This is a genomic window from Escherichia sp. HH41S, assembly GCF_009820115.1.
In the GTDB taxonomy this organism is placed as follows: domain Bacteria; phylum Pseudomonadota; class Gammaproteobacteria; order Enterobacterales; family Enterobacteriaceae; genus Escherichia; species Escherichia coli_F.
Window position 1 is genome coordinate 23,044 of the sequence record NZ_VNXE01000078.1, and the last position, 22,494, is coordinate 45,537.

The following is a 22,494-nucleotide window of genomic DNA, read 5'->3' on the forward strand; positions in this document are numbered from 1 at the left end:
TTACTCGTTATCCGGGTTAAGACGACGACGGCTGATAATACGCAGCAAACGCCACAGTACCCAGGCCAGCAGCACGACGCTGATTGCCGCCAGCACCGCCAGCAGAATCGGATGGTTTGCCAGCGCATACCATAAGCGTTCGAACCACGGCAGATGGCCAACGTAATAGACGTCGCCAACACGCAGGCTATTGATACCGGACTCGCGGATCACCGCGACCGAGCCGAACATGGTGGCGCGTTTGCCGCTATCGTTCACCGCATCGTTAAGCATTTCATAACCGCGTGGGCTATCTGCCAGCAGCGCAATCACGCTACGCTGGTCGTTATACGGCGACTGGAAGCCAATCACCGCTGCCATCGCACCGGAAGAGGTCAGCGTTGATTGAGTTTCTGCCGCGCGATCGCTCTCGTCCGGCACAATGCCGGGGAACGGGGTCTGGCGCATCGGCGTTTTCACCCAGCTTTCGGTCGCCTGCACCAACAGGTCGATCTGCTTGTCGTCTTTCAGTTTGTCCGGGATACCACCGATGATCATGATGTCGGCATCTTTGCCCTGAATGGTGCTGCCATCATCGGTCACCGTCAGGTTAATCGCCGGGAAGCCCGTCTGCGCACCGATAAAGCCAACGGTATTCAGCAAGGTTTCCATCTGTGCTTCGTTAGGCGCTTTCGGCATCACGGTGATGGTTTGTGACAGATCCGCCATCCGGCTGAACGGGAAGCCCGCGTTAGCAAAGGCGCGTAGATCCGGCATCGGGATGAAGTGGTAATACTTCGAGAAGTCGATGGTGGAGTCGTCACCAATCACCACATGATTCTGCACCGGCTGGAAGGTAATACAGTTATCCACCGAACCGCCCGGCATCGGGTTCATATACTCAAAGTCGAACCGCAACTGGTTGGTCGCGCCCAGTTTCAGCGCCGGAATAGAGACATCCGTTTTGCCATCCAGCAAGCCTTGTAATACCGGAATACGCAGCAGCAGGCGGTTCGCCTCCTGTTTACTGCTCAGGTTGAAGGATTGCAGGAACTGGTTATTCAGGCTGATATCCATCCGCGAACTGTCTTTCACCGGCGGCATGGTGTAGCGATAGTTGATATCCATATCAATGCCGGTACTGCGCATCAGGTAGAGATCCGGCGGCAGGTTTAGCGAAACGTTAATCGCTGCTGGCTCAAGACCGCTGGATTGTAACTGTTCTTCATAGGTTTTCAGTTCACCAAAGGTGACCGGACGATCGGTACGCACCCAGTTCGGCGCATCGTACGGCTTACGCGGTAGCAGCGGTTTCACTTCATTCACTACCACGCTTTCACCACGGAACAGAATGTTACCCTGAGCGATACCTTTCGCTGCCTGCAACAGGTCTTTGTCGTCACGACCAAAGACCACCAGCAGTTTGACGTAAGGATTCTGTGGATGGTTGATCATCTCAATCACCGGGGCTTTTACCGCCGGATGATCGCGCAGGAAGTCCGGGCGTTTGTCATTAGTGGCAAAAACGATGGCATTGCGATCCGGCAGTTGGTTATAGAGCACCGGGAAGTTCTGCCCACGCCAGCCAGAACGCGAACCAAACCACGAGGCGACAATGGCAGATGCTTGTTGCAGCCCAACATCCGGCGCACCCGCAAAGACCATCGGCAAGGTGTTGGTGCGGTTATCACGCGGGTCAAAGAATGGTACCGGGAAGTGTGACAGATCATTCTTCACATTCAGGGTCTGATAGGTCAGATCCAGTCCACTGCTCCGCCCAACATCCAGCCAAAGCGTGGTGCTGGCCGGGTTTTCGCACACGTCCTGATAATGACCGACAAACTCCAGCCGCACACGGTTGAAGTCGGTTATAAACAGTGGGTTAATTGGCATTTGTGCCAGCGTTTTTTTACCCAACTGTTCTTTGGTCACTGGCAGCACGCCCATCAGTTCATCATTGAGATAAACCTTTAACTGCGACTGGACAGGCAGTAACGATGGCGATGGCGTGTATTCGAGGTTGAGCATCGCCTTCGTCACCACTTCATCGCTGCGCATACCAAACTCAATGCTGCCGTTCGGGTTAATGCCACGTAGCACCATGCTGCCCGGCGGTGGCGCAATTTGCGCAAAGGTCAGCTTCACATCACGCGAAGGACCGTTCTGCGCCACGATGGGGGCATCAGCGCCCTGCACGCCCGGCATCACTTGCCCCACCTGCGGATTTTGTTCCGTCTGGGCGGCTACAGCTGGCTCAGCATTGATCAGTGGTTGCGTTGCTGGCGTCGCCTGCGTCATGAAAGAGGGGAACGCACTCATCCCCATAGCCACTGCACAAATCCAGAATAGTTTTCTTTTCATCGCGTTATCATCATTGTTGAGCCAAAGCCTGATCCGATGGTTGTGCCGTTTCGCTCCGCGCCGGGCGGCGCGGAATAAACGATACAACCCAGGAAACCAGAGAAGTCAGCACACGGAATATGCCCTTCACCGAAGAAGGCGCAAACTCCGCCAGATGGCGGTAGCCACGGAAGCCGAGCTTCAGAATATCCAGCAGACTTTCCAGCGGCTTATCTTCCGGATAGCTGTCCTGCCAGAGCGCCCATGTATCCGCACGGGCAAACGTACACTGCACAAAATCGATATGTTGCTGGGTGGTGAGCGGCATTAATTTCAGCCCAACTTCATTACCCATCACGCGCGCCACCTGGGCCGGGAAGACGTATTCTTGCTGACCGCGTTTAAGCAACAGATTCACTTTCTGCCCTTCCAGAATCTGTGCCTGACCGTTGATCTTGATCCCCAAACCACCGTCGGAGAAATCCTGAACGGTACACGAGAAGAGGTGACCATCTTCGCGGGCAATTGCCGCGGGCATCGTCATCTCCACGCGGTGCGATCGGCGAACCTGTTTGCTTTCTACCGATACCGCTACCGCACCACCGAGAATAATCAGGTTGTAGAACACCCACACCATACTGACGATGACAGTGAGCATCTCGGTTGGCGGGCCGTAGAAGTAACGCCAGATACCGACCGCAATACCGACCAGGTTGAGCAATACCAGGAAAATGTAGGGCCGTGAGATCACCCAGTCGACGTACTCTTCTTCCACCAGTCCACCTTTGGCGGTGACGTTAAATTTGCCTTTGTGCGGGTTAATCAGCGCCACCAGCGTCGGTGGTGCGATATACCACGCCAGCACCGTTTCGTAGATTTCACTCCAGAAAGAGTGGCGATATTTGCCCTGGATCTTCGAGTTGGTCAGGCTGGCGTGAATCATATGCGGCAGCACGAACAGGGCGATCATCAACGCTGGCGCATAGATGATGTAGGCATGCAGCAGCAGGAACGCCAGCGGCGCAGTCAGGAAGATCAGTCTTGGAATGCCCGACAAGAAATGGAACATGGCGTTGACGTAGCACAGCCGCTGAGCAAACTTCAGCCCTTTACCGGTGAGCGGGTTATCAAGACGGAAGATTTGCACCATCCCCCGCGCCCAGCGAATACGTTGGCCGATATGCGCCGACAGACTTTCGGTCGCCAGCCCCGCCGCCTGCGGAATACGCATATACGCTGAAGTGTAGCCACGACGGTGCAGACGCAGAGAAGTATGCGCATCTTCGGTTACCGTTTCGACGGCAATACCGCCAATCTCATCCAGCGGCTTACGACGAATCACCGCACAGGAACCGCAGAAGAAAGTGGCGTCCCACATATCATTGCCGTCCTGCACCAGACCATAAAACAGCGTGCCTTCGTTTGGCGTTTTACGAAAACGTCCCAGGTTACGTTCAAACGGATCCGGTGAGAAGAAGTGGTGCGGCGTCTGCATCATCGCCAACTGTTTTTCTTTCAGGAACCAGCCCATGGTCATTTGCAGGAATGAGCGCGTCGGCACGTGGTCGCAGTCGAAAATCGACACGAACTCGCCTTTGGCATATTTCAGCGCATTGTTGATGTTGCCTGCTTTCGCATGTTCATGAGTGGTACGGGCGATATATTTCACCCCCACGTTTTGTGCAAACTGGCGAAACTCTTCCCTGCCGCCGTCATCGAGGATCCAGATGTTCAGCTTGTCTTTCGGCCAGTCGATACCCAGCGAGGCGTAAATCGTATTTTTCACCACGTTGAGATCTTCGTTGTAAGTCGGGACAAAGATATCTACCGACGGCCACAGCGACATATCTTTCGGCAACGGTACTGGCTGACGATTCAGCGGCCATACCACCTGGAAGTAGCCGAGCACCAGCACAATCCACGCGTACGTTTCAGCGAACAGCAGTATAAGCCCGCACACCAGACTGACCGGATCGTCCCAGTTCAGCGTAGAGGTGTAGCGCCACCAGATATAACGGCAAGAAACGGTCAGCGACAGCACAATCAACATTAGCGCCGAGAAGCGCCCCGGCATTCGTCGTACGATCAGTGCTACACCCCACAGCAGCATCAGGAAGATAAACTGCGCCAGCGGATTAAACGGCTGGGTAACGCAGATTAACGCCAGAATCAGCGAGAAGGTGACGATGATACCGAGGATCAACCGCCGCGCCCCGGCGCTCAAATGGCCGAGTTCTTTTTTCTCATCGAGATGCTGTGTTTTATGGCTAACGCGCTCAGGCAGCTCGTTCATCCATTGATGGTAACGTCCACGAATATTCTGCAGACCTGAAAATGTCCGCCTGCGCGGTTTCGGCGTTTCTTTGCGCGATGTACCGATCAGTAACCAGCAGGTTTGAATGAGATAACGGACCGGGTCCAGCGGACGCGGACGCGAGGCGTTGATATGCGGATACAGGTTTTTATGTTCTGCGCGAATACGCTGCCAGCGCGGGTGCTCCAGCGGAATAAAAATCCAGGCCAGGATCAACCAAAAACAGCCGAGCGTCGCGCTGAAAGCCGACGCGCCGTGACGACGATAATCGCGATAACGCCCGATAAGCCGCGCGTTGACCGGCGGGATAAGCAACCACCGGGTCAGGATACTCATGATGCACTCCCGACTGGCGTTTTCAGCCCGGAATAGTTCAACAGGCACCAGTTAGCCAGCGTCAGTATCTCTTCAGCCGCCAGCGCATCACTGCGGTATTCACCGACTGGTTGCTTAGCCGCCAGGCATTGAGCCATCGCTTCATCACGATGAATGAGCATTGGCAGTAATCGGCGCTGGCTTTGCAACCAAAGCTGGTAAATATCGTCCTGAACCTGACTGCCGATACGGAAGTCATTAATCAAAATATGCGCGCCATCCGGCAGCGCCTGCTGATGCAGCCGGATATGGCAGTTGGCATCCACATTGACGATTGCCAGCGAGTGATCGCACAAACTCAGCAGCTGGTGGGTTATCTGCGAGGCATCACGCGGTAAGTCGATTAAAATCCACTGGTAACGCCCGCTGGCTTTTAGTTGCTGTAAGCCGGAGCAAATATCGCTCAGCCGGGTTTGCCAGTGCTGTGGATTTTCTTGTTCTTCAATGGATAACTGACCAAAAGGCAGCAAATCGAGTTGCGAGGTATAGCGCAACCCGGCGTCACGCCAGTCCTGACCGTCCAGCATGGCTCTGGCCCAGCCCTGACGGTGGGTAAAATCAACGTTAAATGACAGGCGCAACAAGTTGTCCGGGCAGGCATCGACCACCAGGACATCTTCTCCCAACATTTGTAATGACCAGGCTAATGCGGCAGTGATGGTTGTTGTTCCCACGCCTCCCCGCACCCCCTGCAATCCCAGTACGGCCATTCACCAATCCCCTACTTTTGTTGCGCAAACTCTGCCAGCAACGGCCAGCGTTTTAATGCCGCGGCCAACTGTTCGCGTTGGGAAATATCGGCATAATCAATATCAGGCAGTGAAAACGCCTGCTTTAACGCCAAAATATCATTCTGGAAGATATAGCCTATCGCGGGATCAGGCAGAGTATCTGGTTCATTGTTATTCATTTGCTTGATCCCTATGAAATAACCGTACCGTTCATGAGACAATTCTAACCGTGAGCATTTCGCCGGTTTATTGTTTACGGCGAGACGGGAATTTGCTCACTTTTTGACTTTCCGTTACGCAACAAAAAAAGTTAAAAACGAAAAGACTAAAATCACACGTCTTGTGACCTGCTAAATTGATTCACATGCTAAATCTGATAAGTTTTAATTTCAATGGTAGGTTTATTTCTTAGCTTTCGCTAGTAAACTGATAATCAGACAAAATGATGACATGAGGGACATTGTGGACCCTGTATTCTCTATCGGTATCTCATCATTATGGGATGAGCTGCGACATATGCCAGCAGGCGGCGTCTGGTGGTTTAACGTCGATCGCCATGAAGATGCTATCAGTCTGGCGAATCAAACAATTGCATCCCAGGCTGAAACCGCACACGTCGCGGTCATTAGCATGGACAGCGATCCGGCGAAAATCTTTCAATTAGATGATTCTCAAGGGCCGGAAAAAATAAAATTATTTTCAATGCTAAATCATGAAAAAGGTCTATACTATTTGGCCCGTGATTTGCAGTGTTCTATTGATCCCAATAATTACCTTTTTATTCTTGTTTGCGCAAATAACGCATGGCAAAACATTCCTGCCGAGCGGCTTCGCTCATGGTTGGATAAAATGAATAAATGGAGCAGGTTAAACCATTGTTCGCTTTTGGTAATTAATCCCGGAAATAATAACGATAAACAATTTTCATTGTTGCTTGAGGAATACCGTTCACTTTTTGGTCTTGCCAGTTTGCGTTTTCAGAGCGACCAACATTTGCTGGATATTGCCTTCTGGTGCAACGAAAAAGGGGTCAGCGCCCGTCAGCAGCTTAGCGTTCAGCAACAAAATGGTATCTGGACATTAGTTCAAAGCGAAGAGGCGGAGATCCAACCACGCAGCGACGAAAAACGCATTCTGAGTAATGTTGCTGTACTGGAAGGTGCGCCGCCGCTATCGGAACACTGGCAACTGTTCAACAATAACGAAGTTCTGTTCAATGAAGCCCGTACCGCTCAGGCGGCGACGGTGGTCTTTTCTTTACAGCAAAATGCGCAAATCGAGCCACTGGCCCGCAGCATTCATACTCTGCGTCGCCAGCGCGGTAGTGCGATGAAAATCCTCGTACGGGAAAATACCGCAAGCCTGCGCGCCACCGATGAACGTTTGTTATTGGCCTGCGGTGCAAATATGGTTATCCCGTGGAATGCGCCACTCTCCCGCTGTCTGACGATGATCGAAAGCGTGCAAGGGCAGAAGTTTAGTCGCTATGTGCCGGAAGATATCACTACCTTGCTGTCAATGACCCAGCCGCTCAAACTGCGTGGTTTCCAGAAGTGGGATGTGTTCTGTAATGCCGTTAACAACATGATGAATAACCCTCTCTTGCCTGCACATGGTAAAGGCGTTCTGGTTGCCCTACGTCCGGTACCGGGTATCCGGGTTGAGCAAGCCCTGACGCTGTGTCGCCCTAACCGTACCGGCGATATCATGACCATTGGCGGTAATCGGCTGGTGCTGTTTCTCTCATTCTGTCGGATTAACGATCTGGATACCGCGTTGAATCATATTTTCCCATTGCCGACTGGCGACATTTTCTCAAACCGTATGGTCTGGTTTGAAGATGATCAAATCAGTGCCGAGCTGGTGCAGATGCGCCTGCTTGCCCCAGAACAATGGGGCATGCCGCTGCCTTTAACGCAAAGTTCTAAACCGGTCATCAATGCCGAGCACGATGGTCGCCACTGGCGAAGAATACCAGAACCAATGCGACTGTTAGATGATGCTGTGGAGCGCTCATCATGATGACCATCAGCGATATCATTGAAATTATTGTCGTTTGCGCACTGATATTTTTCCCGCTGGGCTATCTGGCGCGGCACTCTTTGCGACGCATTCGCGACACCTTACGTTTGTTCTTTGCTAAACCTCGTTATGTTAAACCGGCCGGGACGTTACGCCGCACGGAAAAAGCCAGGGCAACCAAAAAATGACTCAATTTACGCAAAATACCGCTATGCCTTCTTCCCTCTGGCAATACTGGCGCGGCCTTTCCGGCTGGAACTTCTATTTTCTGGTTAAGTTCGGCCTGTTGTGGGCGGGATATCTTAACTTCCATCCGCTCCTCAATCTGGTGTTTGCCGCGTTTCTGCTGATGCCCATTCCGCGCTACAGCCTGCATCGCTTACGCCACTGGATTGCCCTGCCGATCGGCTTTGCTTTGTTCTGGCATGACACCTGGTTGCCTGGCCCGGAAAGCATAATGAGCCAGGGTTCGCAGGTGGCGGGGTTCAGTACCGATTATTTAATCGACCTTGTCACACGCTTTATTAACTGGCAGATGATTGGGGCCATTTTTGTTTTATTAGTGGCCTGGTTATTCCTGTCACAATGGATTCGCATTACCGTTTTTGTGGTTGCCATTCTGCTATGGCTGAACGTACTTACCCTGGCGGGACCAAGTTTCTCCTTGTGGCCTGCCGGTCAACCGACGACCACTGTAACAACGACGGGTGGTAACGCAGCGGCAACCGTTGCGGCGACGGGTGGCGCACCGGTAGTGGGTGATATGCCCGCACAAACTGCACCGCCAACAACGGCGAACCTTAACGCCTGGCTGAATAATTTCTATAACGCGGAGGCGAAACGTAAATCGACCTTCCCGTCTTCGCTGCCCGCTGATGCTCAGCCATTTGAACTACTGGTGATTAATATCTGTTCGCTTTCCTGGTCGGATATTGAAGCCGCCGGGTTGATGTCGCATCCGCTGTGGTCGCATTTCGATATTGAGTTCAAGAACTTTAACTCCGCCACCTCCTACAGTGGCCCGGCGGCGATCCGTTTACTGCGCGCCAGCTGCGGGCAGACTTCGCACACTAATCTGTATCAACCGGCAAATAACGACTGCTATCTGTTTGATAACCTGTCGAAACTGGGCTTTACCCAGCACCTGATGATGGGACATAACGGCCAGTTCGGCGGTTTTTTGAAAGAAGTTCGCGAAAATGGCGGCATGCAGACCGAATTGATGGATCAAACAAATCTGCCGGTTATTTTGCTGGGCTTTGATGGTTCGCCGGTTTATGACGATACCGCCGTGCTTAACCGCTGGCTGGACGTTACCGAAAAAGATAAAAACAGCCGTAGTGCCACGTTCTACAACACGCTTCCACTGCATGACGGCAACCATTATCCGGGCGTCAGCAAAACAGCGGATTACAAAGCGCGAGCGCAGAAATTCTTTGATGAGCTGGACGCCTTCTTTACTGAACTGGAGAAATCGGGTCGTAAAGTGATGGTGGTAGTGGTGCCGGAACACGGTGGCGCGCTGAAGGGCGACAGAATGCAGGTATCTGGCCTACGTGATATCCCTAGCCCGTCTATCACAGACGTCCCCGTTGGGGTGAAATTCTTCGGCATGAAGGCACCACATCAGGGGGCACCGATTGTCATCGACCAACCGAGCAGCTTCCTGGCTATCTCCGATCTGGTGGTTCGCGTTCTTGATGGTAAGATTTTCACCGAAGACAATGTTGACTGGAAAAAACTCACCAGTGGGTTGCCACAAACAGCACCGGTCTCCGAGAACTCAAATGCAGTGGTTATTCAATACCAGGATAAACCGTACGTTCGCCTGAACGGCGGCGACTGGGTGCCTTACCCGCAATAAGAACGAAAAAGGCCGCAGAGTTTCACCCCTGCGGCCTGATCCGGGCGCAAATTGCCATTACGGCAGCCTGACGCCCGTCTGACACGTTACTTCCGCTTGTTCAGCCAGTTCACGATCAGACTGGCAAGAATGCCAGCAATGACCGGAGCCGCTAAATCATGCCAGAAGGCCATGCCCAGTTCTGCGAGCGTCATATAGCCGCCTCTGTTGTAATGACAACGTTTCGCGGCTATTCTTGTATTGTTTGGATGCAAGAATGGCCCCCGTGATGTTGTCAGGTGCATACCTGCAACGTGCGGGGGTTTTCTCTCTCCAGCAACCAATGCCACCAGGGATAAAGCCCCCCGCAACATTGCGCCTCACCGGAACCCTTCCGGCTTGCCGCTGATTCTACGGCCATTTTTGTTCGTCGAAATCCATCACTTCTTCACTCTGTGCTGCGCATTCCGCAGAATATTATCCGCTTGCAACCGTTGCATTTTTCTTACGAAAAAGGCCGCAGAGTTTTATCCCTGCGGCCTGATCCGGGCGCAAATTGCCATTACGGCAGCCTGACGCCCGTCTGACACGTTACTTCCGCTTGTTCAGCCAGTTCACGATCAGACTGGCAAGAATGCCAGCAATGACCGGAGCCGCTAAATCATGCCAGAAGGCCATGCCCAGTTCTGCGAGCGTCATATAGCCGCCTCTGTTGTAATGACAACGTTTCGCGGCTATTCTTGTATTGTTTGGATGCAAGAATGGCCCCCGTGATGTTGTCAGGTGCATACCTGCAACGTGCGGGGGTTTTCTCTCTCCAGCAACCAATGCCACCAGGGATTAAGCCCCCGCAACATTGCGCCTCACCGGAACCTTTCCGGCTTGCCGCTGATTTTACGATTGCTTTTTACCGTCAGCACCCGGCAATCTTCCTCATTGCGTGATGCCTTCCAGCTTAATTTCTTTATTTGCAATAGTTGCAGTTCATATCCGAGCTGACTCCAGACTGGTAGTGAAATGCGCAATTTTGTAGAATTGCGCCTCCTCGCGACCTCCCCAGTGAATCTGTTGCCTCATTTTTTACATACTGCGTATTCGACTTCTCCACCTGTTGCGCAAGAGAAACTGGGTTTATTCATTTTTGCGAGGCCGACTTCTTTCTGGACAGGACTTTATGCAGCACAACACACTACCGATACACGATCAGAAATTGCCGTTTACACGCTACGACTTTGGCTGGGTTTTATTATGCATAGGCATGGCGATTGGTGCCGGAACCGTGCTGATGCCAGTTCAAATTGGCTTGAAGGGAATTTGGGTATTTATTACCGCAGCGATCATTGCTTATCCTGCCACTTGGGTAGTGCAGGACATTTATTTAAAAACCCTCTCTGAAAGCGATTCCTGTAATGACTACACCGATATTATCAGCCATTACCTGGGGAAGAACTGGGGAATTTTCCTCGGGGTTATCTACTTTTTGATGATTATCCACGGAATTTTTATCTACTCTCTCTCCGTGGTTTTCGACAGCGCCTCGTACCTGAAAACCTTCGGTTTAACCGATGCCGATCTTTCACAATCTCTACTTTATAAAGTCGCCATTTTCGCCGTACTGGTGGCAATTGCGTCTGGTGGTGAACGATTACTGTTTAAGATTTCCGGGCCAATGGTGGTGGTCAAAGTAGGGATTATTGTCGTCTTCGGTTTTGCGATGATCCCGCACTGGAATTTCGCCAATATAACCGCCTTCCCGCAAGCCACCATCTTCTTCCGCGACGTCCTGCTTACTATTCCTTTTTGCTTCTTTTCTGCGGTATTTATTCAGGTGCTAAACCCGATGAATATTGCCTATCGTAAACGGGAAGCGGATAAAGTACTGGCAACCCGGCTCGCGCTGCGTACCCACCGAATTAGTTATGTCACGCTCATCGCGGTGATCCTGTTTTTTGCCTTTTCGTTTACCTTCTCAATTAGCCACGAAGAAGCCGTTTCTGCCTTTGAACAAAATATCTCGGCACTGGCACTGGCCGCGCAGGTGATCCCTGGGCATATCATTCATATCACCTCTACGGTGCTGAATATCTTTGCCGTACTGACCGCATTCTTTGGCATTTATCTCGGTTTCCACGAAGCCATTAAAGGCATTATTCTCAATCTGTTAAGCCGAATTATTGATACCAAGAAAATTAACTCACGCATGCTGACTCTGGCGATCTGCGCTTTTATCGTCATTACGTTGACGATTTGGGTTTCGTTTCGTGTATCGGTGCTGGTGTTCTTTCAGTTGGGAAGCCCGTTATATGGCATTGTGTCGTGCCTCATTCCATTTTTCCTGATCTATAAAGTCTCACAACTGGAAAAACTTCGCGGGTTTAAAGCCTGGATGATTCTGCTGTACGGCATTTTGTTATGCTTGTCGCCACTGTTGAAGCTGATTGAGTAAACCGGAGCGCATGGCCCCGGTTTTGTGAGTTACCGCTGCGGATTTTCATCCTGATCAACAGCAAAACAAGCTACCAGTTGACCGCCGTAGTCTTTTAGCTGCGGCTGCAACTGGGTGCAGGGGCCGAAGCGCCGACGACAGCGGGCGTTAAACGCGCAGCCCGGTGGTGGATTGAGCGGGCTTGGCAGTTCACCGGTGAGCTTGATGCGCTCGCGGCGATCGTCCGGGTTCAGGCGCGGCGTTGCGGAGAGTAGCGCCTGGGTGTACGGATGACGCGGGTTATTGAAGATTTGGTCCTTCGTTCCCTTCTCCACGCAGCGGCCCAGGTACATCACCATCACTTCATCAGCAATGTGCTCCACCACCGACAGGTCGTGCGAGATAAAGACATAAGACAGCCCCAACTCCTGCTGCAAATCCATCATCAGATTCAGCACCTGCGCACGCACTGAAACGTCCAGCGCGGAAACCGGTTCATCGGCAATCACCACATCCGGATCGAGCATCAGACCACGGGCAATGGCGATACGCTGACGCTGACCGCCGGAGAACATATGCGGGTAGCGGTCGTAATGCTCGGTTTTCAGGCCAACTTTTGCCATCATCGACAACGCTTTTTCCCGACGCTGTTCTTTGCTTAAACTGGTGTTAATAAGCAGCGGCTCTTCAAGAATTTGCCCAACTTTTTTACGCGGATTTAGCGAACCATAGGGATTCTGAAAGACGATCTGGATTTTCTGCCGACGCAACTTCTGCGCCTGCGGATCGTGCTTGAGCAGATCCTGCCCCTGGTAATACAGCTCACCACCGGTGGGCGTTTCGATCATCGTCAGCAACCGACCGAGGGTCGACTTACCGCAGCCAGATTCACCCACTACTGCCAGCGTTTTGCCACGTTCAAGGTTAAACGAAACGCCGTCCAGCGCCTTCACCAGACGTTCCGGCGCGAACATGCCTTTCTTCACCGGATAATGTTTTTTCAGGTCGATAGCCTGCAACAGCGGTTGTTGCGAGGTGGCCTCATGCGTACTCATAGTGTCGGCCTCCCGGCATCATCAAGTGGGTAATGGCATTTGGACTGACGCCCGTCAGCGAGCATATTCAGCGCCGGTTCTTCAGCGCGGCATCTGTCAGTGGCATAGGGGCAACGCGGGTTAAGCAGGCAGCCATTCGGACGGTCGTATTTGCCAGGAACGACGCCAGGCAACGACGCCAGACGTTCTTTGTCCTGAGCAAATTCCGGCAGCGCACGCAGCAATGCCTGAGTATACGGATGACGCGGTGCATGGAAGATGGCGTGCGCATCGCCCGTTTCCACCACCTGGCCTGCATACATGACGATGATTTTATGCGCCGCTTCCGCCACCAGCGCCAGGTCATGGGTAATCAATACCAGCGCCATGTTCTCTTTCTGCTGCAACTCCAGCAGCAGTTCGATGATTTGTGCCTGAATGGTCACGTCCAGCGCGGTGGTCGGCTCATCGGCAATCAGCAGTTTTGGTCGACAGGCAATCGCCATGGCGATCATCACACGCTGGCTCATGCCGCCAGAAAGCTGATGCGGGTAAACATCCAGACGCGAAGCCGGATCGGGAATACCGACCTGATTCAGCAGGTCAATCGCCCGCTGACGGCGAGTGCTCTTATTACCGCCCTGATGCACCTTAATTGCTTCCATAATCTGGAAACCTACGGTGTAACACGGGTTAAGGCTGGTCATCGGGTCCTGAAAGATCATCGCCACTTCGGCACCCACCAGGTTGCGGCGCTCTTTTTCCGAGATACGCTGCAAATCCTGGCCGTTAAACTCCAGCTTTTCTGCCATCACGCGGCCCGGATAATCAATCAGCCCCATAATCGCCAGTGAACTGACCGACTTACCGGAGCCAGACTCACCCACAATTCCGACCACTTCGCCTTGTTTCACGCTGTAGCTGATACGGTCTACGGCGCGGAACGGTGCGCTTTCGTCGCCGAAATGCACCGATAATTTATCTACATTTAATAACGCCATCTCGAACCTCTTACTGCTTCAGTTTGGGATCGAGCGCGTCACGCAGACCGTCACCCATCAGGTTAAATGCCAGCACCGTCAGCAGGATCGCCAGACCGGGGAAGGTTACGACCCACCAGGCGCTTTGCGCGAACTGCAACACATCGGAGAGCATGGTGCCCCACTCCGGTGTTGGCGGCTGCGCTCCCATGCCGAGGAAACCAAGAGCAGCCATATCGAGAATGGCGTTAGAGAAACCGAGCGACGCCTGAACAATCAGCGGCGCAAGGCAGTTCGGGAAGATGTTAATAAACATCTGACGCATCGCCCCGGCACCTGCCACGCGAGACGCGGTAACGTAATCGCGGTTAACTTCCACCAGCACGGCGGCGCGGGTTAAGCGCACATAGTGCGGCAAGGCAACGAAGGTCAGTGCCAGCGCGGCGTTACCAATCGACGGGCCGAAAATCGCCACCAGCACCAGTGCCAACAGCAGACTTGGCAGCGCCAGCATGATATCGACCACGCGCATGATGATGTTATCGACCAGGCCGCCAAAGTAACCAGCGATCAGGCCGAGAATAACGCCCATAATCAGCGATAACACCACTACCAGACAGCCAACCAGCAGCGACAAGCGCGCGCCGTACATCAGCCGCGACAGCACATCACGACCTACGTCATCGGTGCCCAGCAAGTGCGCCATACTGCCGCCTTCCTGCCAGGCTGGCGGGGCGAGCAGTGCATCGCGGAACTGTTCCGCCGGGTTATACGGCGCAATCCAGTTGGCAAAGATCGCGATAAACAACACGATGACGACGTAAACCAGCCCGACGACCGCGCCTTTGTTGCGTTTAAAATAGTGCCAGAACTCCTGTAACGGGGTCATCGGCACCGGTGCGCTAATCACTTTATTTTCAGTAACCTGTGACATGATGTCCCCTTACTTCTTATGACGAATACGCGGGTTCACCACGCCGTACAGCAGATCGACCAGCAGGTTGACGAGGATAATCATCGTCGCCACCAGCAATACGCCACCCTGCACTACCGGATAATCGCGGCGTTGCAGCGCGTCAATCAACCAGCGCCCCAGACCGGGCCACGAGAAGATGGTTTCGGTCAGAATCGCGCCTGCCAGCAATGTTCCCACCTGCAGGCCGATAACGGTCACCACCGGCAGCATGGCATTACGCAGCGCATGGACGATAATCACCCTAAGGCGGGTTAGCCCTTTGGCACGCGCGGTGCGGATGTAATCCTCGCCCAGCACTTCCAGCATCGAGGAGCGCGTCATACGTACAATGACCGCCAGCGGGATAGTACCCAGCACAATGGCGGGCAGGATCATATGGGCGACGGCATCGATAAAGTTACCGTCTTCACCCCAGATGGCGGTGTCGATCAGCATAAAACCGGTTAACGGATTGGAATCATCGAGGAATACCATGTCGCTCACGCGACCGGAGACAGGGGTCAGGTTCCAGTGCACCGAAACCAGCATGATCAGCATCATGCCCCACCAGAAGATCGGCATCGAGTAGCCGGTCAGCGCCAGGCCAACGGCTGTATGATCGAAAATAGAACCGCGTTTAACCGCAGCCAGCACACCAACCGGAATGCCGACCGCGGTCGCAAAAATCATCGCGCAGACGCCAAGTTCCAGCGTGGCCTGGAAGCGCGGCACGAACTCTTCCCAAACCGGGATGCGGCTTTTCATCGAAATGCCTAAATCACCGTGCATTACACCCCAAATGTAATGGAGATACTGCTGCCACATCGGTTTATCCAAGCCGAGTTCTGCCAGCAATTGTGCGTGACGCTCTGGGGAGATCCCACGTTCACCCGCCATGATCATCACCGGATCGCCCGGGATCATGTGGACAAAGGCAAATGTGAGAAGGGTAATACCGATAAACGTGGGGATGACGAGTCCCAAACGTCGGAGAATAAACTGCAACATAACCCGGATTCTCTGTAGTGACCCGCAGCCTGGAACTGCGAGTCTGTATTGCTCACAAATCAATTCCCGCCCTTATAGGACAAGGAATTAAGTATTGCTGCCGGATGGCGCTGCACTTAAAGGCACATCACCACCGGGTATGCAGATTGTTGACAAAGTACGCTTTGGTCATGCCGGATGCGGCGTGAACGCCTTATCCGACCTACAAAATCGTGCAAACTCAATACATTGCAGAACTCTCGTAGGCCTGATAAGCGGAGCGCATCCGGCAGTTTTGCGTTTGCCATCAACCTTGTATGGCTTTTAATTATTCGATAGAGACGTTTTCGAAGTGATGTTTGCCTAATGGATCAACCACATAGCCTTTAACTTCTTTGCGTACCGGTTCAAACACGGTGGAGTGAGCGATGATCAGTGCCGGAGCCTGATCGTGCATCACGACCTGTGCTTGTTTGTACAGTTCAACACGCTTGTTGTGGTCGTCGGTAGCACGCGCCGGTTGAATCAGATCTTCAAACGGTTTGTAGCACCATTTTGAGTAGTTGGAGCCTTGTTCAGAGGCAGCGCAGCTGAACAGGGTAGCGAAGAAGTTATCCGGATCCCCGTTGTCGCCAGTCCAGCCCATCATTACCGTCTGGTGCTCGCCATCTTTTGCACGCTTGAGGTACTCACCCCATTCGTAGGTAACGATTTTCGCTTGTACGCCGACTTTCGCCCAGTCTGCCTGAATCATCTCTGCCATGCGACGAGCGTTCGGGTTATACGGACGTTGTACCGGCATTGCCCACAGGTCGATGGAGAAGCCTTTTTCCAGGCCCGCTTCTTTCAGCAAGGCTTTCGCTTTTTCAGGATCGTAGGTGTAGTCCTGAACGTCGTCGTTATAGCCCCACATGGTTGGTGGGATCAGGTTTTTCGCTGATACGCCCGCGCCCTGATACACTGCTTTGATAATCGCGTCTTTGTTCACCGCATAGGTCAGTGCCTGGCGAACTTTCACGTCATCCAGTGGTTTTTTCTGCACGTTATACGAGAGATAGCCGACGTTCAGCCCCGGCATTTCCATCAGGTTGATGGATTTATCCTGCTTCATGCGGGCGATGTCTGCCGGGTTCGGGTACGGCATCACCTGGCATTCATTTTTCTGCAATTTAGCGTAACGCACGGAAGCGTCAGGGGTAATAGAGAAGACCAGCGTATCGATCTGTGGTTTGGTGCCCCAGTAGCCATCAAACGCTTTGTAGCGAATACGGGAATCTTTTTGATACTGCTGTAACTGGAACGGGCCGGTGCCGATTGGGTTGAGGTCCAGTTTTTCCGGAGTACCGGCTTTCATCATCGCGTCAGCATATTCTTTTGACAGAATAGAGGCGAAGTCCATTGCCAGGTCAGCAAGGAACGGCGCTTCCGGGCGAGTCAGCACAAACTGAACGGTGTTGTCGTCCACCTTTTTCACTTCGCTGATCAGCTCCGGCAAGCCCATACCTTCGAAGTATTCGTAGCTGCCGCCAGAAACTTTATGGTACGGGTTTTGTGCGTTTTTCTGACGATCGAACGAGAACACCACGTCATCGGCATTCAGTTCGCGCGTCGGTTTGAATTCTTTGTTGTTATGCCACTTCACACCTTTACGCAGATGGAAGGTATAGGTTTTACCGTCTTCGCTGACTTCCCACTTTTCAGCGAGGCCCGGAATCACTTCAGTGGTGCCGATTTTAAATTCAACCAGGCGGTTATAAAGCGGTACGGAAGAGGCGTCATAGGTGGTGCCGGAGGTAAACAGCTGCGGGTTAAACCCTTCAGGAGATCCTTCTGAGCAATAAACCAGAGTTTTAGCCTGAACACTTGCTGCGACGGTCATAGCCACCAGGCTGAGACCAAGCTTCAGCATCCCTGACTTTTTCAAGGAAATACGCATTATTCTGCTCCAATTGTGATGTTTGTTGTTTTAACCCTTTGCAGTGGGTTGTCGCTGCCTGACCTTTTTTGTTTTTTACCCGGTCGGGTCAACGTTATGAGGTGGGGATGCCGTACTAATTAACATCAGTGTAACAGTGCGGATCCTCCATAAAATGCCCCTCGTGACCTACAATCTGTCAACAGAATGTGAAAACGTCAATACAGCCAACCGGGATTTACACCAACGGTGAGAATCCACAAACAAAGATTAAAAAAACTTCAAACAGCTATTTGCAGCAGAGAAATTTGTGCTACGCCAACATAACCAGAACAATCAGCTTAATATTTAGCAACATTTGGTGATTAAGTTTTATGCATTTAATGAAAAAAATCTGAGGAAAAGATGGATATCTGAGCGATTAATACCATGAACGCTAAAACGCACAGCGGAAAATGCCAGCGCCAGCCATAAGTAACGCAAAAAAAGATTTAAGCAAATATAAAAAAAGACAATGGATTCTGTCACAAATCCGTTAATGGATAGTGAGATATGGGGCGCAAATTTGGCAGGGAAATGTGTGGTGTGTCGGTCAGATAAGGCGTTCACGCCGCATCCGACAATAAGTGCGGTGCCGTTGCCTGATGCGGCGCTGACGCGTCTTATCAGGCCTACGTTCAGATTTGGTCGGTGCCAGAGGATTACTCGCCACTGCGTGGCTCGCCCTGCGGGCCGTTGCTGACGCAACGTTCTCTCGCTTTGCTCGAGTCGAACCTCTCTGCCCCCGGAGGTTCTTATCCTCTTCAGGTCGCAGAAAGCAAAAAACCAGCCCGTAGGCTGGTTTTTCTAAATTGGTCGGTGATAGAGGATTACTCGCCACTTCGTGGCTCGCCCTGCGGGCCGTTGCTGGCGCAACGTTCTCTCGCTTCGCTCGAGTCGAACCTCCCCGCCCCCGGAGGTTCTCATCCTCATGGGCTTCAAATGCAAAAAAGCCTGCTCGCTGAGCAGGCTTTTCGAATTTGGTCGGTGATAGAGGATTCGAACCTCCGACCCCTTCGTCCCGAACGAAGTGCGCTACCAGGCTGCGCCAATCACCGAATGCGGGGCGCATCTTACTGCGCAGATACGCCCTCGTCAATCCCTTAATAGCAAAATGCCTTTTGATCGGCGAGAAAGTCAGCAGGCCTCTTAGTTAGCCACGACCTCTTTCGCCTGCGGGATGTGACACCAGTTGTTGTTTTCGTTAATACCACCGTCCGGTGAAGTATAGCCAAGACAACCCATGATGGTGTCGTACAGCTCTACGTGACGGCGTGGCACTTTCATATCAGCTTCTTTTTTCAACTGCGCAAATGCCTGCGCGTTGGCTGGATTTTCCAGATATTTATCCGACATCCAGACCATCATCGGTACGCGGAACTGCTCCGGCGGTGCCAGTTCACGCGGTGTGCCGTGCAGGTGCTCGCGTTCGTTAATTGACTCACCGTGGTCAGCTGCGTAGAACACAATCGCTTTCTTATCGCGAACCTGATCAATCACGCTGGAAATAAAGTGATCCACATAGGTCACCGAGTTGTCGTAGGAGTTGATCATCTGCGCTTTGGTACAGCCGCTATCAACACCAATACATTCTGGCTTCCACTGCGCAAAGCTGCGCGGGTAACGCTGGGTGTAGTTAAAGTGCGACCCCTTGGTATGCAGAATGATCAGATGCTTACCATCCGGGTTGCGCCCCAGCGATTGCTGCATTTCGTCTACCAGCAACATATCATCTACCGGCTTGCCGCGGTTACGCGGTTCCGCACCAATCTGCTCACGATAAGCAATATTGTCCGCCATCGTATTGCTGTAGAACCACATTTCGCTTTGCATAGCGTAGAGATCAGAACTGAACCCTAACTGCTTCAATACCGCGAAAATGTTCTGTTCTTTTAATGTGCGCTGCGGATTATCTTCTGCTCCACCCTGACGCACAAACATGCAACGCAGAGAAAGTTTGGTCGCCGTGTCACAAGAATAGCCACGAAACGCCGCCAGATTTTTCTCCTGAGCCAGTTTCGGTGTGGTATTGCGTTCATAGCCGAAAATGCCCATATGATCCCAGCGCGTGGTTTCACCAATAATGAAAACGACATATGTATCATCAACGTTTTGTGGAGCCTGGTACGTAAACTTCTTCGCAGGGTTAAGGAGAGAATTGTTATCGGAAGATTCATCGACCCGCGCCCAGGCATAAAGACCTAACGCCGAAAGCCAGTTTGATGGCAGATAAGAGTTCGCGACAACGCCACCATAACTCGGCAAATCAACACCTGTCGCCCTCTCCACTTTCTTCTGCTGGATATCCAGCAAACGAATCGGTGCCCAAACCATAATACCTGCCAGTACGACGACCGCCAGACTCCGAATACGTTGCCCTGGGGTTCGCAGTTGTCGGAGCAAGGTGTAGCGACAGCGGTTATTCCAGATAAGGATAAGAGGTAATGTGCTTACGGCGATTAACCAGAGAATAAAGTTCAGACCAACAACTTCTTTTGACAGGTCGATATCGGTGGTCATGACGGATGCGATGATGCCATAACCAATGACCACATTAAGGAAAGTCATGTAATAGCTGGCACCTGCAGAAAAGAGCACCACCAGCGATGCCAGAATTCGCCAGCTGCGGCGGCCAAACAGCGAAAGCAGACGCAGTAAAAAGAAGGTCACCAGTACGGTAGCGACCAGTTCAACAACAGCAGAAACGCCTTTCCAGACGGTAAAATCGTGCGCATAGCTGCCGAAGCGGCGGTAAAAAACCGCGCCATTCATAAAAAGGCCAATATAGATTGCAAGCAAAAAGCTCAGCTTCTGCTGTGTAATCGATTTGATGTATCTCATGCAAACAAACCCTGGACAAACAGGTGATAACACCCTGCTTAGTGGCTTTTCAGGCCCGGCAGGGGAAAAGTGCGGAGGTAGTCAGATAAGTAAAATCTACACGCGCGAATAAGTAGACCACAGCAAAGGGAAAAAGTGTGGGGAAAGAGTGTGCATGAAGCACAAATTTACAAAAATGCAAGTTTGAAAAGAGACTTTAGCGTTACAAAAAGCAGTAAAAAGGGCCAGTTCACTGGCCCAAATTTTACGCGTCATTGTTTATACATTGCGTTGAAGCGTTTGATTCACACTAAGGCTAAAGCCCAGTAGCTCGCGGCAGGTCATTAAAGGGAGCCATGCGCCTCACGCAACATTTTCTGCTCTGGCTGGCGAATCGTCGTAGAAAGCGCCAGTGACAGAATCAGCAGGGCGAAAATCACGTAGAATGTCACATAGAATCCGCCAAACAGTGAAGCGATAATCGAACCACAAATGCTGCCGATACCGAAACCGAGGTAAATCACACCGTAGTTTTTTGCCAGATTATTTAGGCCGAAGAACTCACTGACCAGTGACGGGAACACAGTGATAGTGCCGCCGAAGTTAAATGCCACGCAGGCAATCGCTGCAAAGAACGTCACTGCATTCAATGGTGCAAACAGCAGGGCCGCCATGCCCACCAGCGAAATGACCTGACCAATGGTGATAACACGGATACGGGCGATTTTGTCAGACAGAATGCCCAGCACCAGACGACCAGAAAGGTTGGCGATGGAAATAACCGTCACAGCATTGGCTGCGGAAATTGCATCAAGATGCGCCAGACTTTGAGCGATATCTTTCGCCACGCCAATCACATACAGGCCACTCATGCAGGCAGTCAGGAACATAACTGCTAACATCCAGTACTGCGGTTTACGCATCGACTCTGCCAGCGTGTAATCCTTCTCCACCACACCATTGCTGGTTTTCACTTCCTGTTTCGGCGCATCTTTCATTAACGTTGCGCCAAAGATAATCATCACCAGTACAATCGCGCCCCAAATAACAAAGGTTTTTTCCAGACCGACCGTTTCCAACAGTTGCGTATCGATAAATTTGAAACCCAGACTACCAAGTCCATAAGAACCAATAGCGAAAGCAGAGATGAGTCCCTTACGCTCCGGGAACCACTTCACGCAGTTAGAGAGCGTCAACAGGTAACCCGCACCATCCGCCAGACCAACCAACACACCGGCGCTTAACCACAGCATCATCAGGTTGTTGGAATGTGCTGTCAGGAAGAAACCTAATCCCAGCAAAATGCCGGAAGCCATAGTGACGCGTTTAACACCAAAACGTTCTTGCAATTTGCCCGCAACAGAAGACGAAATTGCCAGCCCCAGACTTAACAAGCCGAAAGAGAAAGCAACCTGGCTTACCGGAGCCCCCAGCTTGGCAGAAAGCGCGCCGTTAAACAGACTCCAGGTATAAACCGACCCCAGGGCAAACTGGGTAATGATAGTACCGATGAGTGTCAGCCAGCGAGTACGCTGATAATTTGAAGGTGTCATGGCAGTATTCCTGCAGTAATAAAAAGGAAAAATCTCTGCTGACAACCATAACGAAGTGCACTTTATGCCTGGGGAAAAACGGCATGAAATGCCATCAGAACGGAATGAAATGCATTAGTTCAGGAATGAATGACTCGACAATTATTCACCAAATTTATTATTTAGTAAGTTAGTCCCCACTA

17 protein-coding genes, 1 tRNA gene and 2 other RNA genes are annotated in these 22,494 nt (G+C 52.0%); 4 read left to right on the forward strand and 16 right to left on the reverse strand.

Going from position 1 to position 22,494, the window contains the following annotated elements:
• Genes bcsB through bcsR form a run of 4 tightly spaced genes read right to left on the reverse strand, consistent with a single transcriptional unit; the run spans position 1 to position 5,918 of the window.
• The gene (gene bcsB, locus FQZ95_RS15190) at positions 1–2,340 is read right to left on the reverse strand and encodes a cellulose biosynthesis cyclic di-GMP-binding regulatory protein BcsB (protein WP_001355017.1); all 2,340 of its coding nucleotides are present in this window, start codon (positions 2,338–2,340) and stop codon (positions 1–3) included.
• A 10-nt stretch (positions 2,341–2,350) separates the two neighbouring features.
• Positions 2,351–4,969, reverse strand: a complete 2,619-nt coding sequence (gene bcsA / locus FQZ95_RS15195; RefSeq protein ID WP_032185390.1) for a UDP-forming cellulose synthase catalytic subunit — start codon at positions 4,967–4,969, stop codon at positions 2,351–2,353.
• Positions 4,966–5,718 carry a cellulose biosynthesis protein BcsQ gene (gene bcsQ, locus FQZ95_RS15200; protein ID WP_032185391.1) on the reverse strand — a complete coding sequence of 251 codons (753 nt, stop codon included), beginning with the start codon at positions 5,716–5,718 and terminating at the stop codon, positions 4,966–4,968. Before bcsQ ends, bcsA begins: the two co-directional genes overlap by 4 nt.
• A gap of 11 nt (positions 5,719–5,729) precedes the next feature.
• Complete coding sequence (bcsR, locus tag FQZ95_RS15205; RefSeq protein ID WP_001063314.1) at positions 5,730–5,918, reverse strand: cellulose biosynthesis protein BcsR; 189 nt, start codon at positions 5,916–5,918, stop codon at positions 5,730–5,732.
• A 271-nt stretch (positions 5,919–6,189) separates the two neighbouring features.
• On the opposite strand from bcsR, the gene bcsE reads away from it, so the two are divergent.
• Genes bcsE through bcsG form a run of 3 tightly spaced genes read left to right on the forward strand, consistent with a single transcriptional unit; the run spans position 6,190 to position 9,625 of the window.
• Complete coding sequence (gene bcsE / locus FQZ95_RS15210) at positions 6,190–7,761, forward strand: cellulose biosynthesis c-di-GMP-binding protein BcsE (RefSeq protein ID WP_160530387.1); 1,572 nt, start codon at positions 6,190–6,192, stop codon at positions 7,759–7,761.
• The gene (bcsF, locus tag FQZ95_RS15215) at positions 7,758–7,949 is read left to right on the forward strand and encodes a cellulose biosynthesis protein BcsF (RefSeq protein WP_000988308.1); all 192 of its coding nucleotides are present in this window, start codon (positions 7,758–7,760) and stop codon (positions 7,947–7,949) included. Before bcsE ends, bcsF begins: the two co-directional genes overlap by 4 nt.
• Positions 7,946–9,625, forward strand: coding sequence for a cellulose biosynthesis protein BcsG (bcsG, locus tag FQZ95_RS15220; protein ID WP_000191596.1), 1,680 nt, complete (start codon positions 7,946–7,948; stop codon positions 9,623–9,625). The genes bcsF and bcsG overlap by 4 nt, the downstream gene beginning before the upstream one ends.
• A gap of 86 nt (positions 9,626–9,711) precedes the next feature.
• Here the strand turns inward: bcsG and FQZ95_RS15225 are convergent, their stop codons facing one another.
• Positions 9,712–9,819: a type I toxin-antitoxin system toxin Ldr family protein gene (locus FQZ95_RS15225; protein WP_000170738.1), complete on the reverse strand. Its 108-nt coding sequence runs from the start codon at positions 9,817–9,819 to the stop codon at positions 9,712–9,714.
• Positions 9,820–10,195: 376 nt separating this feature from the next.
• Positions 10,196–10,303 carry a type I toxin-antitoxin system toxin Ldr family protein gene (locus tag FQZ95_RS15230; protein ID WP_000170738.1) on the reverse strand — a complete coding sequence of 36 codons (108 nt, stop codon included), beginning with the start codon at positions 10,301–10,303 and terminating at the stop codon, positions 10,196–10,198.
• A gap of 475 nt (positions 10,304–10,778) precedes the next feature.
• On the opposite strand from FQZ95_RS15230, the gene FQZ95_RS15235 reads away from it, so the two are divergent.
• On the forward strand, positions 10,779–12,050 hold the full coding sequence (locus tag FQZ95_RS15235) for an aromatic amino acid transport family protein (RefSeq protein WP_105272155.1): 1,272 nt from the start codon (positions 10,779–10,781) through the stop codon (positions 12,048–12,050).
• Positions 12,051–12,079: 29 nt separating this feature from the next.
• On the opposite strand, the gene dppF is transcribed toward FQZ95_RS15235, so the two are convergent.
• From dppF to FQZ95_RS15285, 10 genes are all read right to left on the reverse strand, one after another.
• Positions 12,080–13,084 (reverse strand): dipeptide ABC transporter ATP-binding subunit DppF, encoded by a 1,005-nt coding sequence (dppF, locus tag FQZ95_RS15240; protein ID WP_000103580.1) that lies wholly within the window; start codon positions 13,082–13,084, stop codon positions 12,080–12,082.
• The gene (dppD, locus tag FQZ95_RS15245; RefSeq protein WP_001196486.1) at positions 13,081–14,064 is read right to left on the reverse strand and encodes a dipeptide ABC transporter ATP-binding protein; all 984 of its coding nucleotides are present in this window, start codon (positions 14,062–14,064) and stop codon (positions 13,081–13,083) included. Before dppD ends, dppF begins: the two co-directional genes overlap by 4 nt.
• Before the next feature lie 10 nt (positions 14,065–14,074).
• The gene (gene dppC, locus FQZ95_RS15250) at positions 14,075–14,977 is read right to left on the reverse strand and encodes a dipeptide ABC transporter permease DppC (RefSeq protein WP_000084677.1); all 903 of its coding nucleotides are present in this window, start codon (positions 14,975–14,977) and stop codon (positions 14,075–14,077) included.
• A gap of 9 nt (positions 14,978–14,986) precedes the next feature.
• Complete coding sequence (dppB, locus tag FQZ95_RS15255; RefSeq protein WP_000938853.1) at positions 14,987–16,006, reverse strand: dipeptide ABC transporter permease DppB; 1,020 nt, start codon at positions 16,004–16,006, stop codon at positions 14,987–14,989.
• A gap of 307 nt (positions 16,007–16,313) precedes the next feature.
• A complete protein-coding gene (gene dppA / locus FQZ95_RS15260; protein WP_001222892.1) occupies positions 16,314–17,921 on the reverse strand; it encodes a dipeptide ABC transporter substrate-binding protein DppA in 1,608 nt (535 codons plus the stop codon).
• A gap of 663 nt (positions 17,922–18,584) precedes the next feature.
• Positions 18,585–18,719: non-coding RNA, RtT sRNA (locus FQZ95_RS15265), on the reverse strand.
• Between the two features lie 33 nt (positions 18,720–18,752).
• Positions 18,753–18,886: non-coding RNA, RtT sRNA (locus FQZ95_RS15270), on the reverse strand.
• Positions 18,887–18,920: 34 nt separating this feature from the next.
• A tRNA-Pro gene (locus FQZ95_RS15275) sits at positions 18,921–18,997 on the reverse strand.
• A 91-nt stretch (positions 18,998–19,088) separates the two neighbouring features.
• Complete coding sequence (eptB, locus tag FQZ95_RS15280) at positions 19,089–20,780, reverse strand: kdo(2)-lipid A phosphoethanolamine 7''-transferase (RefSeq protein ID WP_160530388.1); 1,692 nt, start codon at positions 20,778–20,780, stop codon at positions 19,089–19,091.
• Positions 20,781–21,103: 323 nt separating this feature from the next.
• Positions 21,104–22,312: an L-lactate MFS transporter gene (locus tag FQZ95_RS15285; protein WP_032185395.1), complete on the reverse strand. Its 1,209-nt coding sequence runs from the start codon at positions 22,310–22,312 to the stop codon at positions 21,104–21,106.
• Positions 22,313–22,494 lie beyond the last annotated feature (182 nt).

Excerpts from the sequence above, each read along its gene's own strand:
- bcsG (WP_000191596.1), top strand. The coding sequence starts at position 7,946 with ATGACTCAATTTACGCAAAATACCGCTATGCCTTCTTCCCTCTGGCAA.
- bcsQ (WP_032185391.1), bottom strand. The coding sequence starts at position 5,718 with ATGGCCGTACTGGGATTGCAGGGGGTGCGGGGAGGCGTGGGAACAACA.
- eptB (WP_160530388.1), bottom strand. The coding sequence starts at position 20,780 with ATGAGATACATCAAATCGATTACACAGCAGAAGCTGAGCTTTTTGCTT.
- FQZ95_RS15230 (WP_000170738.1), bottom strand. The coding sequence starts at position 10,303 with ATGACGCTCGCAGAACTGGGCATGGCCTTCTGGCATGATTTAGCGGCT.
- FQZ95_RS15225 (WP_000170738.1), bottom strand. The coding sequence starts at position 9,819 with ATGACGCTCGCAGAACTGGGCATGGCCTTCTGGCATGATTTAGCGGCT.
- bcsR (WP_001063314.1), bottom strand. The coding sequence starts at position 5,918 with ATGAATAACAATGAACCAGATACTCTGCCTGATCCCGCGATAGGCTAT.
- bcsE (WP_160530387.1), top strand. The coding sequence starts at position 6,190 with ATGAGGGACATTGTGGACCCTGTATTCTCTATCGGTATCTCATCATTA.
- dppF (WP_000103580.1), bottom strand. The coding sequence starts at position 13,084 with ATGAGTACGCATGAGGCCACCTCGCAACAACCGCTGTTGCAGGCTATC.
- FQZ95_RS15285 (WP_032185395.1), bottom strand. The coding sequence starts at position 22,312 with ATGACACCTTCAAATTATCAGCGTACTCGCTGGCTGACACTCATCGGT.
- bcsB (WP_001355017.1), bottom strand. The coding sequence starts at position 2,340 with ATGAAAAGAAAACTATTCTGGATTTGTGCAGTGGCTATGGGGATGAGT.
- bcsA (WP_032185390.1), bottom strand. The coding sequence starts at position 4,969 with ATGAGTATCCTGACCCGGTGGTTGCTTATCCCGCCGGTCAACGCGCGG.
- dppD (WP_001196486.1), bottom strand. The coding sequence starts at position 14,064 with ATGGCGTTATTAAATGTAGATAAATTATCGGTGCATTTCGGCGACGAA.
- dppB (WP_000938853.1), bottom strand. The coding sequence starts at position 16,006 with ATGTTGCAGTTTATTCTCCGACGTTTGGGACTCGTCATCCCCACGTTT.
- dppA (WP_001222892.1), bottom strand. The coding sequence starts at position 17,921 with ATGCGTATTTCCTTGAAAAAGTCAGGGATGCTGAAGCTTGGTCTCAGC.
- FQZ95_RS15235 (WP_105272155.1), top strand. The coding sequence starts at position 10,779 with ATGCAGCACAACACACTACCGATACACGATCAGAAATTGCCGTTTACA.
- bcsF (WP_000988308.1), top strand. The coding sequence starts at position 7,758 with ATGATGACCATCAGCGATATCATTGAAATTATTGTCGTTTGCGCACTG.
- dppC (WP_000084677.1), bottom strand. The coding sequence starts at position 14,977 with ATGTCACAGGTTACTGAAAATAAAGTGATTAGCGCACCGGTGCCGATG.